Genomic DNA, 16205 nt, shown 5'->3' on the forward strand with positions numbered 1-16205 from the left:
GCAGCTGCTCCCTGGCGTCCTGTCACGCGATATCCCGCATGGAAGGGGGTTGCGTTGGCTACCCGTTGCGCGGGTCAGCGTTATCGGTCTCCGTGCCAATAGCCGTGCTTGCCGTAGAACTCGTGCAACTCGATCTCGTAGCTGCGATGAACGAGCTGCGAGTCGTCGTATGGAGGGCTCTGGCGGATCGCGTCGCGCGTGAGCGTGGTCGATACCGTTTCCGTGGGCCAGTCCACCTGGTCGAGCCAGTGAGTCGCGATCAGCACTTCCTTGCCGGTCGACCACCAGCTCGACGTGTCGATTGCCAGATAGCGGATCACCCAGGCTTCATCGTCGTAAATGAAGTCGGACACGTGACCGATATGTCCGTCCTTGGCTTCGAGCCGATATCCGTCGACCTCGCCGGTGCTGCGCAGATGCGTATCCGCCGCTGTGCCGGCCGGCGCGGTGTGCGGGAGAAGCGGATCGCCCGCGTCGGCGTCCTGCGACGGCCCGGCGGGATCGAAAGCAGGGTATGCGCCCATTCCCCAAAGGTTCGGGCCACCCCAGTAGGTCGGGTAGTTGTAGTAACGCAGGTACTCGATCTCGTGCTGGCGCGATACCGGCTTGTGCGTGTCCACATTCGGACTGTCCCTCACCTGCTGTTGCGTGAGGCTGACGTATAGCGTGCGGGTCTCGGGATCGGCATGCGTGACGGAATATGGCGAGACCAGCACTTGCCTGTCGTGCAGCCAGTCGCCCGTCTCGACGACGAGGTAACGGATGCACCAGTTGCCATCGTCGAAGTAGGCCTGGTGGATGTGGCCGATATCGCCGTCCTTCGCTCGAACCGTGTCTCCGTGCAACCTTCGAATGCTTCGCAACATGATGTCCTCGCCAGAGCGATGCCCGGCACGTCGGTGATCCGGCTGAACTGCCTGTCACACCGTGGCATCCAGTCGTTCGTCCGTTGGTGCCGAGCGATTCCTGCCGATCGCGTCCCCTCGGATGGTCGGCATGGTTGAAACGCTACACGCGCCGAATGGCCGATGCGGTACGAAACCGTACAAAGCATGCACCCGCTTGAGCACGGGGGTGATCCATCCGGCGGCGAGCCGTCCTTCCCGATATGTCGCGGAACATTCTCTCGGTCTTCGTCGTCAGGATCGCGAAGCAGTTAGGATCAACACGTCGACGGGCTGCCGGGCGACCGAGGCTGCCGGATTCGGTTCGTGTCTCAGCGCAGCCGCAGCGGCATGAACAGCGAGATGCCCGGTGCCGGTACCGGCGCGTAAACCATCGGAGGCGCGCCATACGCATACTCCTCGTCGCCGTCATAACCGTCGTGGCCACCGTTCCGGTAATGGCCGTAGTGACGACCATCCTGATGTGTCATGCGCGCGTGATTGCCCTGGTCCAAACCGTGATTCATTCTCTCCGCATGCAACGGCGGTGCGGCGAAAAGGCAGCCGATCGCGACTATCAGGCCGACGAGTCGCATGCCCGATCTCGGCGCCATTGTGGTTCGACGTGCATGTCCGATAGAAACGTCCATCATGTTCTCCTGTGTACGAATCCGGAATCCGCTGGTCAGTGACTGCCATCGACAGCCGGTATCGGCGGACGGTCCGGAACTATTGTTTCTTGATCAGGTGGTGGTCGTTGCCACGGAAAATCGCATCCGCGTTCTGCTTTTGCGTATTGGACATGCTGTCGTACAGCGGCTGAAATGCCGTGGTCAGCTTTTTGACGCCATCGGCGTGCACGTTGGCGACATCGCCATAGGAGTGGAGATCGTCCATCGCGCTCATGCTGCTCGCATGATCGCTACGGATCTTCCTGAGCGTTTCCATCGCTTTCGCGTTGTCCCGCATCGCCTGCGCGACTGGCTGCCACAGGGATTCCTGGCCGGGTGTGATGCCAAGTCGCTGGTGCAGGCTCTTGATGCGCCCGTCGACCGACTTTTGTGCGGCCACGGTCATGACGTGGGGCGGTGACCGATCCGGTGCGGGTCCGGCGGCCTTCGAGAGTTGGGGGAAGACGGCTGCGCCGAGGGCGACTGTCGCCGCCAGGGAGAACGCGTAGCCAATCTTTCGGGGGGCGGCGAGGAGAGCGGGTGTCATGGCGGATCCTAATGAAATTTCTGAAGGAGTCGACGTGCCGCGACTCACTCGGTCGACGGAAAATTCGGCGCGATAGCTTAGGTATGCGCGGGACGCGTGGCTCAGTCTGTCCGATGCCGGACGGTTTGCCGGTGCGCGTGGCTCGTCTCCCGATACGCGGCGCTTCGCGGTGGCTCGCGATCCGCGTCGAGCGGCATTTTCAAATCGGGCCTATGCTGGGGTCGTAATCGGCGGGATTCCACGCTGACTGGCCGTCGATACGCCGGTCAGTCGAAGCGGCCAGCCTCGTCCGACACTCAGCGCCACGGAGGCGGTTATGCGCAGCAGGTATCGAGAGCAGCATACGAACGGCGGCAAGAGCGAACGCAATGTCGACGAGGCAGTCGAGGGGACATTCCCCGCCAGCGATCCACCGTCGGTCGGCGGTGTCACCAGGATGATTTCCCGCCCGGCCCATCGAAAGCATCACCGGAAGGTGTCGCACGTCAGGCACCGTTAGCGCGGGTTGCACGGCGCGGCGCGGGGCCGCGCCCTGCGTGACCGCGATCCATCGAGTCGTCGCCGGTATTCAGCGATATCGCTGATCGCGGAAGTAACGATCGTGGCGATGGCGCGCCGATGTACCCGGTGTACAGGGTAGCCGGATGAGACGATGTCACGGAGATATCGGGTCGCTTCCACGCCTTCGCGTGGCGCCAGGGGCACGTGCGGGAAAGGCCGGTACGATGCGGCGTAGTAGCGGCTAGAGTCGCTTCAGATCGGGAAGCAGGCGATCGAATTCGCGTTTGACCACGCTGTAGCATTCGCACACGCGTTTTTCGAGCCCAGGGCGATCCAGCACTTCGATATGGCCGTAGTTGTAGCGGATGAGGCCCGCGTCCTGCAGCTTCAATGCCGCTTCGGTCACGCCCGACCTGCGCACGCCCAGCATGTTGGCGATCAGTTCCTGCGTCATGCGCAGCTGGTTCGAAGGCAGGCGGTCGAGGCTGAGCAGCAGCCAGCGGCAAAGTTGCTGGTCGATCGAGTGATGCCGGTTGCACACCGCGGTCTGGGCCATCTGCGTGATGAGCGCCTGGGTATAGCGCAACAACAGGCGCTGCATCGCATTGCCGCGTCGGAATTCTTCTTTCAGGATACGCGCGTCGAGCCGGTAGGCCTGCCCCGCGCTTTGCACGACGGCGCGGCTCGGCGTCGTTTCGCCGCCCATGAACAGCGACACGCCGATCATGCCCTCATGGCCGACGATCGCGATTTCAGCGGATGAGCCATCCTCCATCACATACAGCAGCGACACGATCGACGTGGTCGGAAAATAGACGTGATGCATCTGGCCGCCCGACTCGTACAGCACGTTTCCCAACGGCATGTCGACAACGGTCAGGTGGGGGGCGAGGTGAGCGCGTTCGTTTTCCGGCAGTGCGGCAAGCAGGTGATTTTCGGTAATGGGCGGGTTGTCCAGCATGCGTGGCTCCTGCGCTCGCGCCCGGCAGATGATGGAGAATCCGGCCGATATGGGCGCAGCGGGAATCGGCGGGACGAGACAACGATCATACTTTACCGATCCGACGACCGGACGGGCTGCCGGCGCCAATGCGTCCTTTTTTCGACGAGTGTGGAATGACCGTTCGAATGCGAATCTGCCTTCAAAAATTATAGTGTCGGCACATGCCTCATCAAGGTGCGCGCAATCACGCGCGCTCGATATGGAACCGATATTTCACTGCGCGGTTGACGGAAAATTCCCGGCCTTGAACACGTGATGCAACGGCAGGCGCGGATTGACCCGTTCGATGAATTGCGCGGCCGAGATGACGGGCATGAACGCGGACACGTAACTTTTCCGATATGAACCGGTAGAGAGTTCGGGATGGATGAGCCCGAGGGGCCGCAGGGGATCATGCTGGCGGCATCAAAGCCTCTCGTGGGCCGTGGATGATTCGGCATTCAGCCAGTAGCCATGCTTGCCGTAAAACAGATGCAGCGCAACTCGCCTAGTATTGGTCTCGCATGGGTATGGTGGGAGGATTGAGACGGCGTGCGGTCGAAGGTTATTGGGCGCACGAGCACAACATTTGACATAAGCTAAACTAGCGACGTTTTAGGGTCGCAAGAAAATTCTGCATCGAGCAAGCTCCTTGTTGACGCACGCCACCTGGTCTCAACGACGACAGCTCGCGCAGCTTGAGCGCCTCGGCTCGTTTTCGTTCCGGCACCATTCTTAGGCGATCGACAGCTGCAGCTGCCATCCCGACTTTCCCCGTAGCACCTCATTTTTTGCCTCGCTACGCTGGGCCGCTCTCGTCATCGATGCGGAGTCGCTGATGGACCACTGGCGATTGGCTTATCTCGGGATCCGACAGGTGCCGCGCGAGCTGAGCGAATTCGAGCTCGCGACATTCTTCACGTTCTCCAAGCGCGAGCGTGTTGCCATTGATTCGAGACGCACCGATCTCTTTCGGCTCGCGGTGGCGTTGCACATCGGCTTTCTGCGCATGACCGGCCGGCCGCTCGGCTCGTACAAGCAGATCCCCACAGTTCTCTTGCGACATCTTGGCCGACAGCTGAATGTAAAGCCGCCAGACCTAGGCACGTTACGTTCACTTTACGATGGCAACCTCAAGACCTTATCCGACCACCAGCGCTTTGCTCGGGACGCCATCAATTTTCGCGCCGTCGCGGAACATCAACGTCGGTATGTCATCCGTTGGCTCAAAGAACAACTCTCCGGTCGCCCGGAACGCGGCCAGTTGACGAACGATCTCAAACGTTGGTTCTACGACCATCGCATCGTGATACCACCGGAGCGCATGCTCAGGCAGTTTGTCGTCCAGGCTGTACGCGACATTGAGGGGCAATTGCACGGCGCGCTCGAGCAGGCTGTTGGTATGGAAAAACTCGAGAGTTGGGCGCGAGTTCTGGCTCAGCCCCATGGAGAACATTCAAGTCTCCAGCGATGGCTGTGGGCCGTCCCGCTGCGCAACTCGACCCATCAGATGAGCGAGATCCTCGACAAAGTCAACTTGCTCACGATGCACGAGGTGGCAACGCGTTGGCCGGTTGAATGCAACGATGCCATGGTGCGCCACTACGCCCGCCGTTGTGCAAGCCGCCCGCCATCGATCAGTAAGCGAATCGAACCCCAAAGCCGACGAATCGAAGCCGCCTGCTTCATGCGATATTCCCTCTGTATTGCGACTGATCAGGTACTCGAGATGCTCCGGCGATGGGTACTGAAGGTTGTCAACGACACGTCACGCGAAGTGGATGCGATGCGGATGAAGGCCGCGGATCAACTCCGCGAGTTCGCGCTTGCCGTCAAAGCACTTGCCAATGATGAAACCCTCTCGCGCGAACAGCTCGGGGAGAAGCTTTGTCTGCTTGCAGACGATGTTTTGCAACCGCATCCCACCAGCCGTCGGAGCCAGATCCGGCAGTGCCTGGTCCGAAAGCGGTACTACGCCCGTAACCTTTTGAATCGGATCGTGCAGTTGCCGTTCGAGGCCGAGGGTGCTCATCCTGTAGTCGATGCTCTCTCGTTACTACGTGTGCTATATCGACGTCGCGCTTATCTCCTGCCCGACGGGGTCAATATCAGGCTTGGGCGCGCGTGGCGCGAGGCGATCGATGGTTACGATCGGCTGCGGGCCATGGTTGCTTTCGAGTGGGCCACCCTCTTTGCGCTCCGTGTCGCCCTGCGCAACGGCTCGGTTTTCATCAACCACAGCTTCTCGTTCAGAAGTCAGTCGCATATGCTGATCTCGGCCGAGCAGTGGAAGGCAAAGCGTAACAATCACTATGGACACCTCGGCCTGCCCCAAGACCCGAACGAATTTCTCGGACCAATCCTTGAACAGCTCGAACAGCGCCTCGCATTACTCGATGATGCCGTGGTCAATGGTTCGATCCGGGTTGATACTGCTGTCCACCTCGAACCGATTGCTGCGCAGGATCCAGACGCAGAAGCCGATCAACTTCGCCGTCAGATCTTCGAAGCTCATCCGCCAGGCCAATTTCCCGAGATCATCCTCGAGATCGATAGTGCGACACGCTTCAGTTGGATCCTGCTTGGACGCGAGCCGCGGTCACGCACCGAGTTACTGATGGTGTATTCGGCGATACTGGCTCACGGCACCTCGCTGACGGCAGCTGATATTTCTCGGATGGTCCCGGAAGTGTCAACTGAGGCGATTCGCCAAATGATGAAGCGTCTCGCGGACGAACGAATGCTGCGTACAGCGGCCGACGCCGTCCTTGAATTCATGCACGAACACCCGATCGCCGCCCACTGGGGTCGAGCCGATCTAGCGTCGTCGGACATGATGTCGCTGGAGACAACCCGGACGATTTGGCGAGCGCGTGCGGATCCACGTCGCCGGACTGCATCCATCGGGATGTACACGCATGTGCTGGATCGTTGGGGCATTTTCTACGACCAGCCCATCATCCTGAATGAGCGACAAGCAGGCGCAGCAATCGAGGGCGTCGTCCGGCAAAGCGCAACCAAGGACATCGCTCAACTCGCCGTCGATACGCACGGTTACACCGATTTCGCGATGGGCGTGTCCCGGGCACTTGGCTTTGATTTATGCCCTCGCCTGTCACACCTTCGTGACCGACGTTTGCACGTGCCTCGCAGTCAGGTGGTGCCGGCGCGGCTCGCAGGGGTCACGGATCGGGACGTCCGACTCGGTCTCATCGTTGACGTGTGGGACGAGTTCGTGAGGATCGCCGCATCGATTCGCTCTGGCCAATGCACGGCTGTCGAAGCGATTGCCAGATTCGGATCAGCTGCTCGAGGGCAGGCTGTGTACGATGGCGGCGTTCACATCGGCCGCTTATTCCGAAGTATTTTTTTGATCGACTACTTCACAAATGCCTCTTTCCGGTCGGAGTTGCAACATGCCCTGAATCGGGGAGAAGCGGTGCATACCGTGCAACGCGCGATTCACATCGGTCGCATTCCGGTGGAGCTAGCTCGGCGCCAAGAATCGCTCGCGGCAGTGTCATCGGCGTTGACCCTGCTCTCGAACATCTTGATGGCTTGGAACACCACCCACATGCAACGAGCCCTGGAGAACATCGAAGCTAGTCGGGGGCAGCCGATCGCGACCGAGCAACTCCGGCGAATCGCCCCAACTCATATCGAAGGCATCAACTTGCGCGGCACCTTCAATTTTCCCGTGTCACTGTACGCAAAGCGGATCTTGCCGAGCATCGCGGCCGACAACCCCATTCCGTCAACCAGTCGGAGCGCCTAACGACGGGGTGAACTTGCGCCGCCGGTGAAGGGACCTCTCATCTTCGATTCACCTCGTCCGGAGACACCCTCTGCTTCGATAGCGGAGGGTAGACACTAAGCCATTGTTTTATCGGAATTAATATTTAGGGCCGCAAGGCAAGGCCTTGCCAGGCCTAAAGGCGTCTAACCGGAAAAGCGCACGGAAATCAAGACCACCCCTCTACGGAAGGCCGGGGAGTATGGCACTGGCACCAGCGCGAGGAGCAACCGAGCGACGTAACAATGCTTGACGTTCTGTCTGGAGCTGCCCGCCTAGAATGACTTGACCAAATCGTCTTATGATCTAATGACCGAATTTCGTACGTTTTGATGTCGAGTCCGGGCCATCTGTTCGACGCCATGAAGACGCTGGAGCCGGAGCAGCCGGTTTTCGTCCTGACGACGCCAACACCGGTGGATGTCTCGTCGGTTTTGGCTGATCGCTCGAGGTTCGGCCCAGCAGTCCGCTGCTTTTTGTCGCCGTTCGACGCACTGCTGGAGATGGTGTTCCTGCGGCGCCAGGATTCCGACGCAGTCGAGTCGGTTCTGCAGTCGAGCCGCTTGCCGGTGGGCATCTTCTTTTCGAACACGTTTCGGCAGCGGCCGCTGACCGTACATGTAGCGTGGCTGGCTCACGAGAATCGGCTCGTTGCGCATCAGGATGGCCATCTCATCCGGGCGGCTCGAGACCAGGCGGCACGGTGGCGCGTGAGCCCGCGGCGCCATAAGGTGATGGCGATCGAAGCTGAGACGTGGGCGATACTCGATCGATTACACGAGCGCGCCGGGCTGTTTGCCTGGCGAGACACGTTGCAGATCGCGCGTCGGTGGCTCGCTTCGCCGACGGTCGAAGAAAGCTCGCTCCGGCGGGCAGTCGCCGCGCTCGACGCTGTCGCTCCGATAGTTGTGCCGGCTGGCGAGGCCGAGCAATTGGCGCTGTACGACCCGGAGGCCGGGTGTTGGCACTTCGTGCCGCGCGACGTAATCGCCTGACGCCTCGCAGGCCTTCGGTCGACGTCGCGATTGGCAGGACATGAACAAGAAACAGAGAGGGCCGAAGTGAGCATCAGCGAAACACTCAGTAGCTTTGCATCGGGCGCGGTCGACTGGAACCGGCGCCCGGTCGCATTGAATTTCGGGCGGCTGCAAGGAACGCTGGGGCGTCTCCTTGCGCTTCAGCACGCAAACGTTCACGAGGGGCTGATGACCGGGATTCACGGGCATCTCACCTGCGTTTCGCCCCGACACGACCTACCGCCAACACTCTTTATCGGCGTGCCGGTCTCCGTGCGACTGGTGACCGACCGCGGCCAGTTGCACACGATCAACGCGATTATCCAGAACGTGCAGATTGGCCAGAGCGATGGCGAACTTTGCGTTTACCAGCTGACCATTTGTGATGCGCTCTCGCTGATGGACAAGCGTACGAACTCGCGCGTTTTCCGAAAGCAAAGTGTTGTCGACATCCTCGCCGTGATGTTTAACGAATGGCGCCAGCGCAGCCCTGCCCTCGCCCGCGCTTTCGAGTTTGACCTGTCCTTTCTGAATCGCGATCGCTATCCGCCCCGAGAATTGACTCGGCAGGTGAACGAGTCGGACGCCGCGTTTGTGCGGCGTCTGGTGCGTCGCGAAGGGATTTCGATCTTCGCGAAGTCCGGCCCCGCAAAGGGCAGCTCGAGCGGCCAGGACGATACCCCGATCCATACGCTGATCTGCTGCGACAATCCGGACTCGCTGCAGGAAAGCGTGGCCGGAACAGTCCGTCTTCACCCGCGCGACGCCGGCACCGAAGAGCGCGATACCGTTACGCTGTTCGCGCTGCACGCGCGCCTGGTACCGGGCACCGCCAGCCGTCCTTCGTGGGACTACAAAAAGGCGCGCATCGACGAGTCGACGGTCGCCGGTAGTGTCGACCAAGGCGACGCCGGCAATGACCTCGCCAAGCTCCTGACCGACGTCGCGATCGATGTCCCGCACGCAGGAGACTCATGGGACGATCACGATCGACTCACCCGCTCACGCATGCTGGCTCATCAATTCGAAGCTGAACAGTACGATGGGGCGAGTGGGATTCGTGATCTCGCGGTCGGCACTTGGATCACGCTGACGGGCGATCCTGAACTGGACATGCAGGCGGCCGACAAGCGGCAGTTCGTCATCACGTCGATTCGCCACGACGTCTCCAACAATCTGCCAAAGGGGCTGACGGAGCGCGTGCAGATGCTGTTCGCTGCGAGCAAGAACCTGGTGTCGCCTTCGCCGGCCCAGCTCGCGCCCTCTTCCACTGAATCGGATACGCGTTACGAGAACACGTTCACATGCGTGCGGCGCGGCGTACCGATCACGCCCGCGTACGATCCGAAGATCGACCTCCCTCCGGTTCATCTTCTGACCGGCGTCATCGTCACACGGGACGGCGATGAAGTTGTGACCGACGAGCTCGGTCGAGTCTATGTGCGGATCCACGGCCTGGATCCCGCTGACCATTCGCACGCACAAGGGGCCGGCACGAACGACAATGCCGGCGACAGCGCACCGGTCCGAGTGGCGTCGAGTCTGGCGGGCACGCAGTTCGGTGCGTCGTTTCTTCCCCGCATCGGCATGGAGGTCCTGCTCGGCGCGATCGGCGGGGATCCTGACCGATTGGTGATCATTGCGGTCCTCGGCAACGGTGCGAATCCACCCGCAGCATTCACGCACACCGGTTCGCTGCCAGGCAACCGGTATGTGTCGGGTATCAAAACGAAGGAAATCAAAGGCCAGCGTTACAACCAACTACGCCTCGACGACACGCCAGGCCAGATTTCCAGTCAGCTGGCGAGCGAGCACGCGCATTCGCAGCTGAATCTGGGCTACCTGACGCAACCGCGCCAGGACGGCCAAGGAAAGGATCGTGGCGAAGGCGCGGAGTTGCGCACCGACGCGGCCGCAGCGCTGCGTGCGGCACAAGGCATCTTGCTGACGACCTACGCTCGTTCGCAGGCGAGCGGTGGCCAGCTTGATCGCGACGAGCTGCTGCAGCTGCTCGGCGAGTGCACCGAATTGTTCAAGTCGCTGGGGGACTATGCGGGCGAGCACGGCGGACAGGCGACCGACACGGCCGGCCAGCAGGCCGTCGCATCAGCGTTCAAGAGCTGGACGCCCGCGGGTGGCGCATCGGGGACTGGTGCCGGCGAAGCTGGTGGCTCGCAGGCGCTGATGGCGTTTGGCGCTCAGGCCGGCTCGGTTGCGATCACCCCGAAGACGCACGTGACGTACGCGGGCGAGAACATCGACCAGGTCGCGCAGCAACATGTCCAGTTGACCAGTGGCCAGCGCATCAACCTGCACGGTGGCCGCGGCGTTGCAATGTTCGCCCACAGCGATGGCGTATCGGCGATCGCGAATCAAGGCAAGGTCATCCTGCAAAGCCAGGCCGACGACACGCAGATCGATTCGGCCAAGAACATCCAGTTCTCGGCGGCCGACGGCAAGATCACCGGCATGGCGAACGACCAGGTGGTCTTCACGACGTCCGGCGGGGCCTACCTGAAGCTGCACGGCAGCGACATTGAGCTCGGATGTCCGGGCAAGTTCACCGTGAAATCGGCCGGCCATTCGTGGCAAGGCCCGGCCAGCATGAGCACGGACATGCCGAAATTCGACCATGCGCCGCTCGGGCGGGTGCCGAAACTGGTGCGGGCCTCCGACGGCAATCCGATCGAGGGTTACGTCGGCGAGGTCCACAAGGCGTCGGGTGAAATCGTGAACGGCCAGACAGACAGCGCCGGCACGATGCCCCCGATCGACCACAACCAGTTCGAACAGGTGGTCGTGAAATTCTTCAAGAAAGACGCATAAACGAGCTACAGGGTACGGGTCATGCCAACAACACCACGCAGTCCAGCCGCGACCGCCAAGGGCACTCTACTGCCCAACAAGAAGAAGGAACTCGTTGCAGTCAAACCGATGCCGTTGCCAGGCGTCGTGATCTTCGTGCACGGGGTCAACTCCGAGGGGGAGTGGTTCGGCCCGGCCGAAGAAGGTATCTGCCGAGGATTGAATCGGCGCCTTGGGCGGCTCGACGATCAGATGATGTTCAAAGGCCCCGAGGGCGGACAGCTTACCCCGGCTAAGTACATCAAGTTCCTGACGAATGACGGCTTCGTCAATCCGAAGATGACGCCGCAAACCTACGTGCAACCCGACCCTTCGTGGTCACCGGTCATCCATTTCCGGTGGGGACATAAGGCGAATAAGGAAGAGCTGCAGGAGTTTGGTGGGAACATTTTCCTGAACGAACAAAACTACTGGGGGGGCGGCCCATTTGCAAACGGGTGTTCGAGCCTTCCGGACTTGTGGAACGTCGGGGTCAACGACCGACTGTTTCTGTGGCTGCAGATCCAGGATTTGAACCCCGTTGCCGCGCGGATGGTGTACTCAACACCTAATCGTCATTACGGGGTAATGGCTGCCCTGCGTCTCGCTAAATTGATCGAGTCGATTCGGAAAAAGCAAGCGGATTGTCCGATCACTGTGGTTTGTCATAGCCAAGGCAACATCGTCGGGATCACGGCCGCGTTTCTGGGCGACCAATTGCCTGATGTGAAGGATGGCCAAGGGAAATCCGGCCATTGTGTCGCCGACGCCTATGTGCTGGCCAACGCGCCATACAGCTTGGTTGACGACCTCAAGACCGATTCCTGGACTCAACGCACCGCAAAGGATTCAAAAGGCCGACGCGGCCGTGAAACGTGGGAAGCTCGCGTACACACTCTGTCCAACTTCTTCGACATTATCCGGGCTCGGTTCAGCCAAGAACCGACACCAGAGGATATCGATCCGGAAATGTCGAATATGTGCACGTCGTCAAAAGGCAAACCCTACAAGGCAGCAGACGATCGACAGGCGCACGGGCTTCAGGTATGGGGTAAAACCTCCATGGGACCGACAGGTTATGGAAACACGTACCGTACCTACGGTCGGGTTACCCTCTACTGTTGTCCGCACGATCAAGTGATCTCCGCGACGACCGTCCAGGGGATCGGTTGGCGAGGATTGACCCCATATGAAATCGAAGTCACGGGCGGCGCTGATTGCTTCACGCAACGTGTATTCGCCTCGGGCTACCTTGTCGGCCAGAAGCCCGGGGAGCTTTACGATTACACCAAGAATGACTGGCGCTACAAGAAGGGAAAGACGAAAGGCTTCTGGTATCCCCCGTCGCCCGAAGCACAGTTCTCGATCATCAAATCGTTGCAAAGCCGAACGACCCTTCGAGACATGTGGGGGATCTGGAAGATGCGAGGTATTGGAACGCTCGTCAACATCGGACGGCCGGCGGTCAATGCGACGCCACCCGACTGGTGGGCGATTCCGATCGACGCACCCAAGCTGGATCACCCTTTCACCCCGGTCGCAATGAAATACGGTAGTCCGATGTCGCCCGTCCATGACGGCCCGGCAGCAACCAGCCTCTTTAACGAAGGCAATGACCCGGTCGCCGCTGCGCGCGACAAGAGCAAAACTGCTGCGGAAAAGAAGTCGGGCGATGCAATCGACAACTACGGCGGTGCCACTGCGCTGGGCAACGAAGACAGCGAAGCGGATATGCGCTACGAAATGCACGCGATCGTTCGCCAAACCGTTCGGCATAACGAAAAGACAAACAGCGCGTTGATGGACGGAAACGGCAACGTCATTTCAGAGCAACCAGGCTTCAACTCGAACGGCGAGGCAAAGCAGTACTCCGGGGCCACCGTAACGGCTTACCTTGGTGAGACGGAGAAGAACAACCCGACCAATCACTCGACGATCATGACGAACGCGATGCATGCGGAGCACGCTCTCGCCTATGATGTCGCGATCGGCTTGTGCAAGCTGACGCCGGACGACTGGAGGGATTTGCGTATTGAAGCCGACTGGCGCTTCGGAAAGGGGCTGGATAAAGCCAACCCTCACAAAAAATATGCGGAATATTTTCACGAAGGCAAGATGAACGGAAGCTTTCTTACTCGCTGGATCAAAGAAGATCCCGATGCGCACATGCCGAAGAAAATCGTTGATGAAAGAGACGGCTGGATGATTCTCGACGCGGCTCATTCCTTATGAGCGCGCTCATTTCGTCTCGGCCGCGACGTGTTGCCGTCGCGCTTGCCATCTTGCTGTTGTCGGTCGCGATAGCGGCGACCTGGACGTATCATGCTCAGCAGGCTGCACCGCAGCCGCTCTCGGTTGAGGAATGGATGAAACGATTGATTGTGTTGCCGCTGTTGGTCGTGGTCGCTGTGTTGGCGCTCTGGACGGGACTTCGAAAATCTGGCGGAGAAAAAGTCGCGGCAACCACGGTTGGCACAGGGGCTAGCGTCGCCGTGGCAGCCCCAGTCCCCAATCAACCGTTTCGCGCGCAAGTCGTTGGGCTCGCGTGGCTCAATCCGCTAGAACGGCGCGACTATCCGACCGAATGGCAGCTGCTTTGGACGATGGGTCTCGTTCAGCCCAACGAGCACGATGACATGGTCAAGGAGGATCCGAAAGGCTTCACCACCTTGCAGCCAGTCGCCGGCGTAGCCTATGGCAATGATGGCCGCGAGACGTTTGACGGGTTTTATGAGAAGTACATCGATCAACTTCTCGTTTTATTCGGCGAAATTTACGTGATGAGCCCGGTGTATTTCTACAACGTCCACTCAAAGGAACGAAAGGGGTGGCGAGAGCTGGCTGGAACCCACATCGAGTTTGCAATTCCGGAAAAACGCCTTGATCCGGAGGAATCTCGAAAGTACTTGGTCAAGCAGTTCGTGTCGATGTTTGAGATTGGCAATCAGGATGCACCAAGTTTGTGGAGCAAGGATACTCCGCCAGACGTTCACATCACGCCCGGTGGTCCGAACGCGGGCTTCACTTCGCTGAATCGCGCACTCGACTATCTGCAAGCACACCCCGACCAGAGCGTATGGGTGATGAACTGGGATGCGCCGAGCTTCCCGCCGAAAGACAACCAGATGAACGAGAACATGGTTCTGCTCGTTCTAACGGGTCCGGACTTCAAGACGGAGCGTGAACCGCTCGCATGGGTCGGGCGCGTAGCTGTCGGCAACGTGAACGACTTCGAGAAGAAGTCCGGGACGACGCGCGCAGTGCAGGCGTGGAAATCGACCATCGAACAGGCGGCCCATAATGCAGGTGTGACGACGGCGGACCTGCACTACGTGGTCCACGACGCCGGCAAGGGCAGCGACGTTGCGTCTGCACGGCTTGGTGCGCTGTCACAGACGTTGACCGAGGTGCTGCCCGAGTACGACTTCAAGAAGCAGACCTTCAACACGCCGGCGCTGCTTGGCGAGATGGGTGCCGGTACCGCGCTGACCGACGTGGCACTCGCGATCGGCCGCGCGAACCATCTCGGCGGGAATACGCTGGTTGCCGGCACGAACGATGCCGAACACCCGATGGCCGTTGTCGTTGTTCCTCCTGCGAAGCTGAATCCGGTCGATCCAAAGAAGCCATGGTTCCGCGCGGCCGGCGAAGGCAGTGCGTATCTGCCCTGGTGGGGAAAGCGGCACGACGTCGATTACAGTCGGTCCGGGCAAGGCTACAGCTTCTAAGCTAACCGCAGCGTGACATGGAGCAACGTGGACGACGCGCGGTGCGCGCGTCATCCGTTTTCGACGTGAGGTTTGCTATGGGACTGGGGGCGTACAAACCCTCACGCCATCATCAATTGTTGGGGTGGGGCGTTGGGTTAATTGGCGCGGGAATTGGCCTTTTCTCCGTTCTTATTGTGTTTCTGGCGATTGGTGCATTTGACCAGTGGCATATGCAAAGCAATGCTCAGTTGAGCTTCGTTTTCTCCATGCCGGTTCTCATCGTTGTAATCGGACTCACCCTGGTTATCGTGGGTTTGGTCAAAGCGATCAAAGCGTTCAGAGCACGCAAATGAAGCGATATGGCGTCTGCACGTGAATTGCCAGCACGATGGAAAATCGATGTGACCGTGCGGCAGAGTCTACGTCGGTCTTGAACCAGTAGCAGGAGCTTTCATGCGCGGTGTAATTCGGGTTGGAGACGTACACAGTCACGGAGGACGCGTCGAGTTAGGCGCGCCCAACAGCGAAGTCATGGGACGGCCGGTCGCACGAGTCGGCGACCGCTGCACCTGCCCTATCCACGGCGAGTGTGTGATCGTGGAGGGTGATGCCGATTTCAACGTGGAGGGTAGTTTCGCATCATTCGACGGCCACAAGACCTCATGCGGTGCGGTGCTCATCACTTCACTTCCGACATCCGGGCGCACGTAGTTTCCGGGTACAAGCATCAACCAACTAAGCAGATCATCACCTCCTACCCTAGAGACTAAACCCGATGGCCACTACGATTACTGAACCCAGCTACCCTCCCCCTCGCAGCGCGAAAGCGTTTGCCAAAAGCTGGCGCTGGGCCTTGCTGTTCGGATTTTTCGTCTATTGGGGCTATCGACTACTCGAGCTTGTTCTGCTTGGTGTGGTGGTAGAACAGTTCGGGCTGACTTCCGAAGCCAAGTCTTACACGATCCTCTTCGCATACGTCCCCGCGCTCGTATTTCTTGGCGGCATGTTCTACGTCCATCGGCGCCTGGTGTTTCCCGACATTCAATTTGTTGGGGCGTTCAAGCGGCGAGACGTGGTTACCGGCATCGCGTTGGTCACGCTCGTGTATCTCCTGGGATACGGGCTCGCATGGTAATCCCCCCGCAGAACCGGCGGGATCAGAAGTAGAATTTTCTCGTTGAGGGAGTTCTACAGAATGAAGAAGTCGAGATTCACGGACAGCCAGATCATGGATGCGCTCAAGCGCGTGGAGGCGGG

Annotated in this window: 12 protein-coding genes; 8 read left to right on the forward strand and 4 right to left on the reverse strand. The window is 59.9% G+C overall.

What is annotated here, in order from left to right; translation table 11 throughout:
• Positions 1-80: 80 nt before the first annotated feature.
• The 4 genes from CFB82_RS17900 to CFB82_RS17920 form a co-directional block, all read right to left on the reverse strand.
• Positions 81-866 carry a PRC-barrel domain-containing protein gene (locus CFB82_RS17900; protein WP_089484724.1) on the reverse strand — a complete coding sequence of 262 codons (786 nt, stop codon included), beginning with the start codon at positions 864-866 and terminating at the stop codon, positions 81-83.
• A gap of 350 nt (positions 867-1216) precedes the next feature.
• Positions 1217-1480: a hypothetical protein gene (locus CFB82_RS17905; protein WP_226248740.1), complete on the reverse strand. Its 264-nt coding sequence runs from the start codon at positions 1478-1480 to the stop codon at positions 1217-1219.
• Positions 1481-1613: 133 nt separating this feature from the next.
• Entirely contained in the window at positions 1614-2102 is a 489-nt protein-coding gene (locus CFB82_RS17910; protein WP_089484725.1) for a Spy/CpxP family protein refolding chaperone, read from the reverse strand.
• A gap of 742 nt (positions 2103-2844) precedes the next feature.
• A complete protein-coding gene (locus CFB82_RS17920; RefSeq protein ID WP_089484727.1) occupies positions 2845-3564 on the reverse strand; it encodes a Crp/Fnr family transcriptional regulator in 720 nt (239 codons plus the stop codon).
• An 859-nt stretch (positions 3565-4423) separates the two neighbouring features.
• Here CFB82_RS17920 and CFB82_RS17925 point away from each other — a divergent pair.
• The 8 genes from CFB82_RS17925 to CFB82_RS17960 all read left to right on the forward strand — a co-directional run bounded on the left by CFB82_RS17925 (position 4424) and on the right by CFB82_RS17960 (position 16083).
• Positions 4424-7360 carry a Tn3-like element ISBusp1 family transposase gene (locus CFB82_RS17925; protein ID WP_089484728.1) on the forward strand — a complete coding sequence of 979 codons (2937 nt, stop codon included), beginning with the start codon at positions 4424-4426 and terminating at the stop codon, positions 7358-7360.
• Positions 7361-7740: 380 nt separating this feature from the next.
• Positions 7741-8373: a hypothetical protein gene (locus CFB82_RS17930; protein WP_143750924.1), complete on the forward strand. Its 633-nt coding sequence runs from the start codon at positions 7741-7743 to the stop codon at positions 8371-8373.
• 66 nt (positions 8374-8439) lie between these two features.
• Entirely contained in the window at positions 8440-11220 is a 2781-nt protein-coding gene (locus tag CFB82_RS17935) for a type VI secretion system Vgr family protein (RefSeq protein ID WP_176016859.1), read from the forward strand.
• 21 nt (positions 11221-11241) lie between these two features.
• Positions 11242-13470, forward strand: coding sequence for a T6SS effector phospholipase Tle3 domain-containing protein (locus CFB82_RS17940; RefSeq protein ID WP_089484730.1), 2229 nt, complete (start codon positions 11242-11244; stop codon positions 13468-13470).
• Positions 13467-14966, forward strand: a complete 1500-nt coding sequence (locus CFB82_RS17945; RefSeq protein ID WP_176016860.1) for a virulence factor — start codon at positions 13467-13469, stop codon at positions 14964-14966. Before CFB82_RS17940 ends, CFB82_RS17945 begins: the two co-directional genes overlap by 4 nt.
• Positions 14967-14983: 17 nt before the next feature.
• Positions 14984-15301, forward strand: a complete 318-nt coding sequence (locus tag CFB82_RS17950) for a hypothetical protein (protein ID WP_143750925.1) — start codon at positions 14984-14986, stop codon at positions 15299-15301.
• Positions 15302-15401: 100 nt separating this feature from the next.
• Positions 15402-15659, forward strand: a complete 258-nt coding sequence (locus CFB82_RS17955) for a PAAR domain-containing protein (RefSeq protein WP_089484732.1) — start codon at positions 15402-15404, stop codon at positions 15657-15659.
• 64 nt (positions 15660-15723) lie between these two features.
• Complete coding sequence (locus CFB82_RS17960) at positions 15724-16083, forward strand: hypothetical protein (RefSeq protein ID WP_143750926.1); 360 nt, start codon at positions 15724-15726, stop codon at positions 16081-16083.
• Positions 16084-16205 lie beyond the last annotated feature (122 nt).

This window comes from Burkholderia sp. HI2714 (assembly GCF_002223085.1).
Taxonomy (GTDB): Bacteria; Pseudomonadota; Gammaproteobacteria; order Burkholderiales; family Burkholderiaceae; genus Burkholderia; species Burkholderia lata_D.

Excerpts from the sequence above, each read along its gene's own strand:
- CFB82_RS17900 (WP_089484724.1), bottom strand. The coding sequence starts at position 866 with ATGTTGCGAAGCATTCGAAGGTTGCACGGAGACACGGTTCGAGCGAAG.
- CFB82_RS17905 (WP_226248740.1), bottom strand. The coding sequence starts at position 1,480 with ATGCGACTCGTCGGCCTGATAGTCGCGATCGGCTGCCTTTTCGCCGCA.
- CFB82_RS17910 (WP_089484725.1), bottom strand. The coding sequence starts at position 2,102 with ATGACACCCGCTCTCCTCGCCGCCCCCCGAAAGATTGGCTACGCGTTC.
- CFB82_RS17920 (WP_089484727.1), bottom strand. The coding sequence starts at position 3,564 with ATGCTGGACAACCCGCCCATTACCGAAAATCACCTGCTTGCCGCACTG.
- CFB82_RS17925 (WP_089484728.1), top strand. The coding sequence starts at position 4,424 with ATGGACCACTGGCGATTGGCTTATCTCGGGATCCGACAGGTGCCGCGC.
- CFB82_RS17930 (WP_143750924.1), top strand. The coding sequence starts at position 7,741 with ATGAAGACGCTGGAGCCGGAGCAGCCGGTTTTCGTCCTGACGACGCCA.
- CFB82_RS17940 (WP_089484730.1), top strand. The coding sequence starts at position 11,242 with ATGCCAACAACACCACGCAGTCCAGCCGCGACCGCCAAGGGCACTCTA.
- CFB82_RS17945 (WP_176016860.1), top strand. The coding sequence starts at position 13,467 with ATGAGCGCGCTCATTTCGTCTCGGCCGCGACGTGTTGCCGTCGCGCTT.
- CFB82_RS17950 (WP_143750925.1), top strand. The coding sequence starts at position 14,984 with ATGGAGCAACGTGGACGACGCGCGGTGCGCGCGTCATCCGTTTTCGAC.
- CFB82_RS17955 (WP_089484732.1), top strand. The coding sequence starts at position 15,402 with ATGCGCGGTGTAATTCGGGTTGGAGACGTACACAGTCACGGAGGACGC.
- CFB82_RS17960 (WP_143750926.1), top strand. The coding sequence starts at position 15,724 with ATGGCCACTACGATTACTGAACCCAGCTACCCTCCCCCTCGCAGCGCG.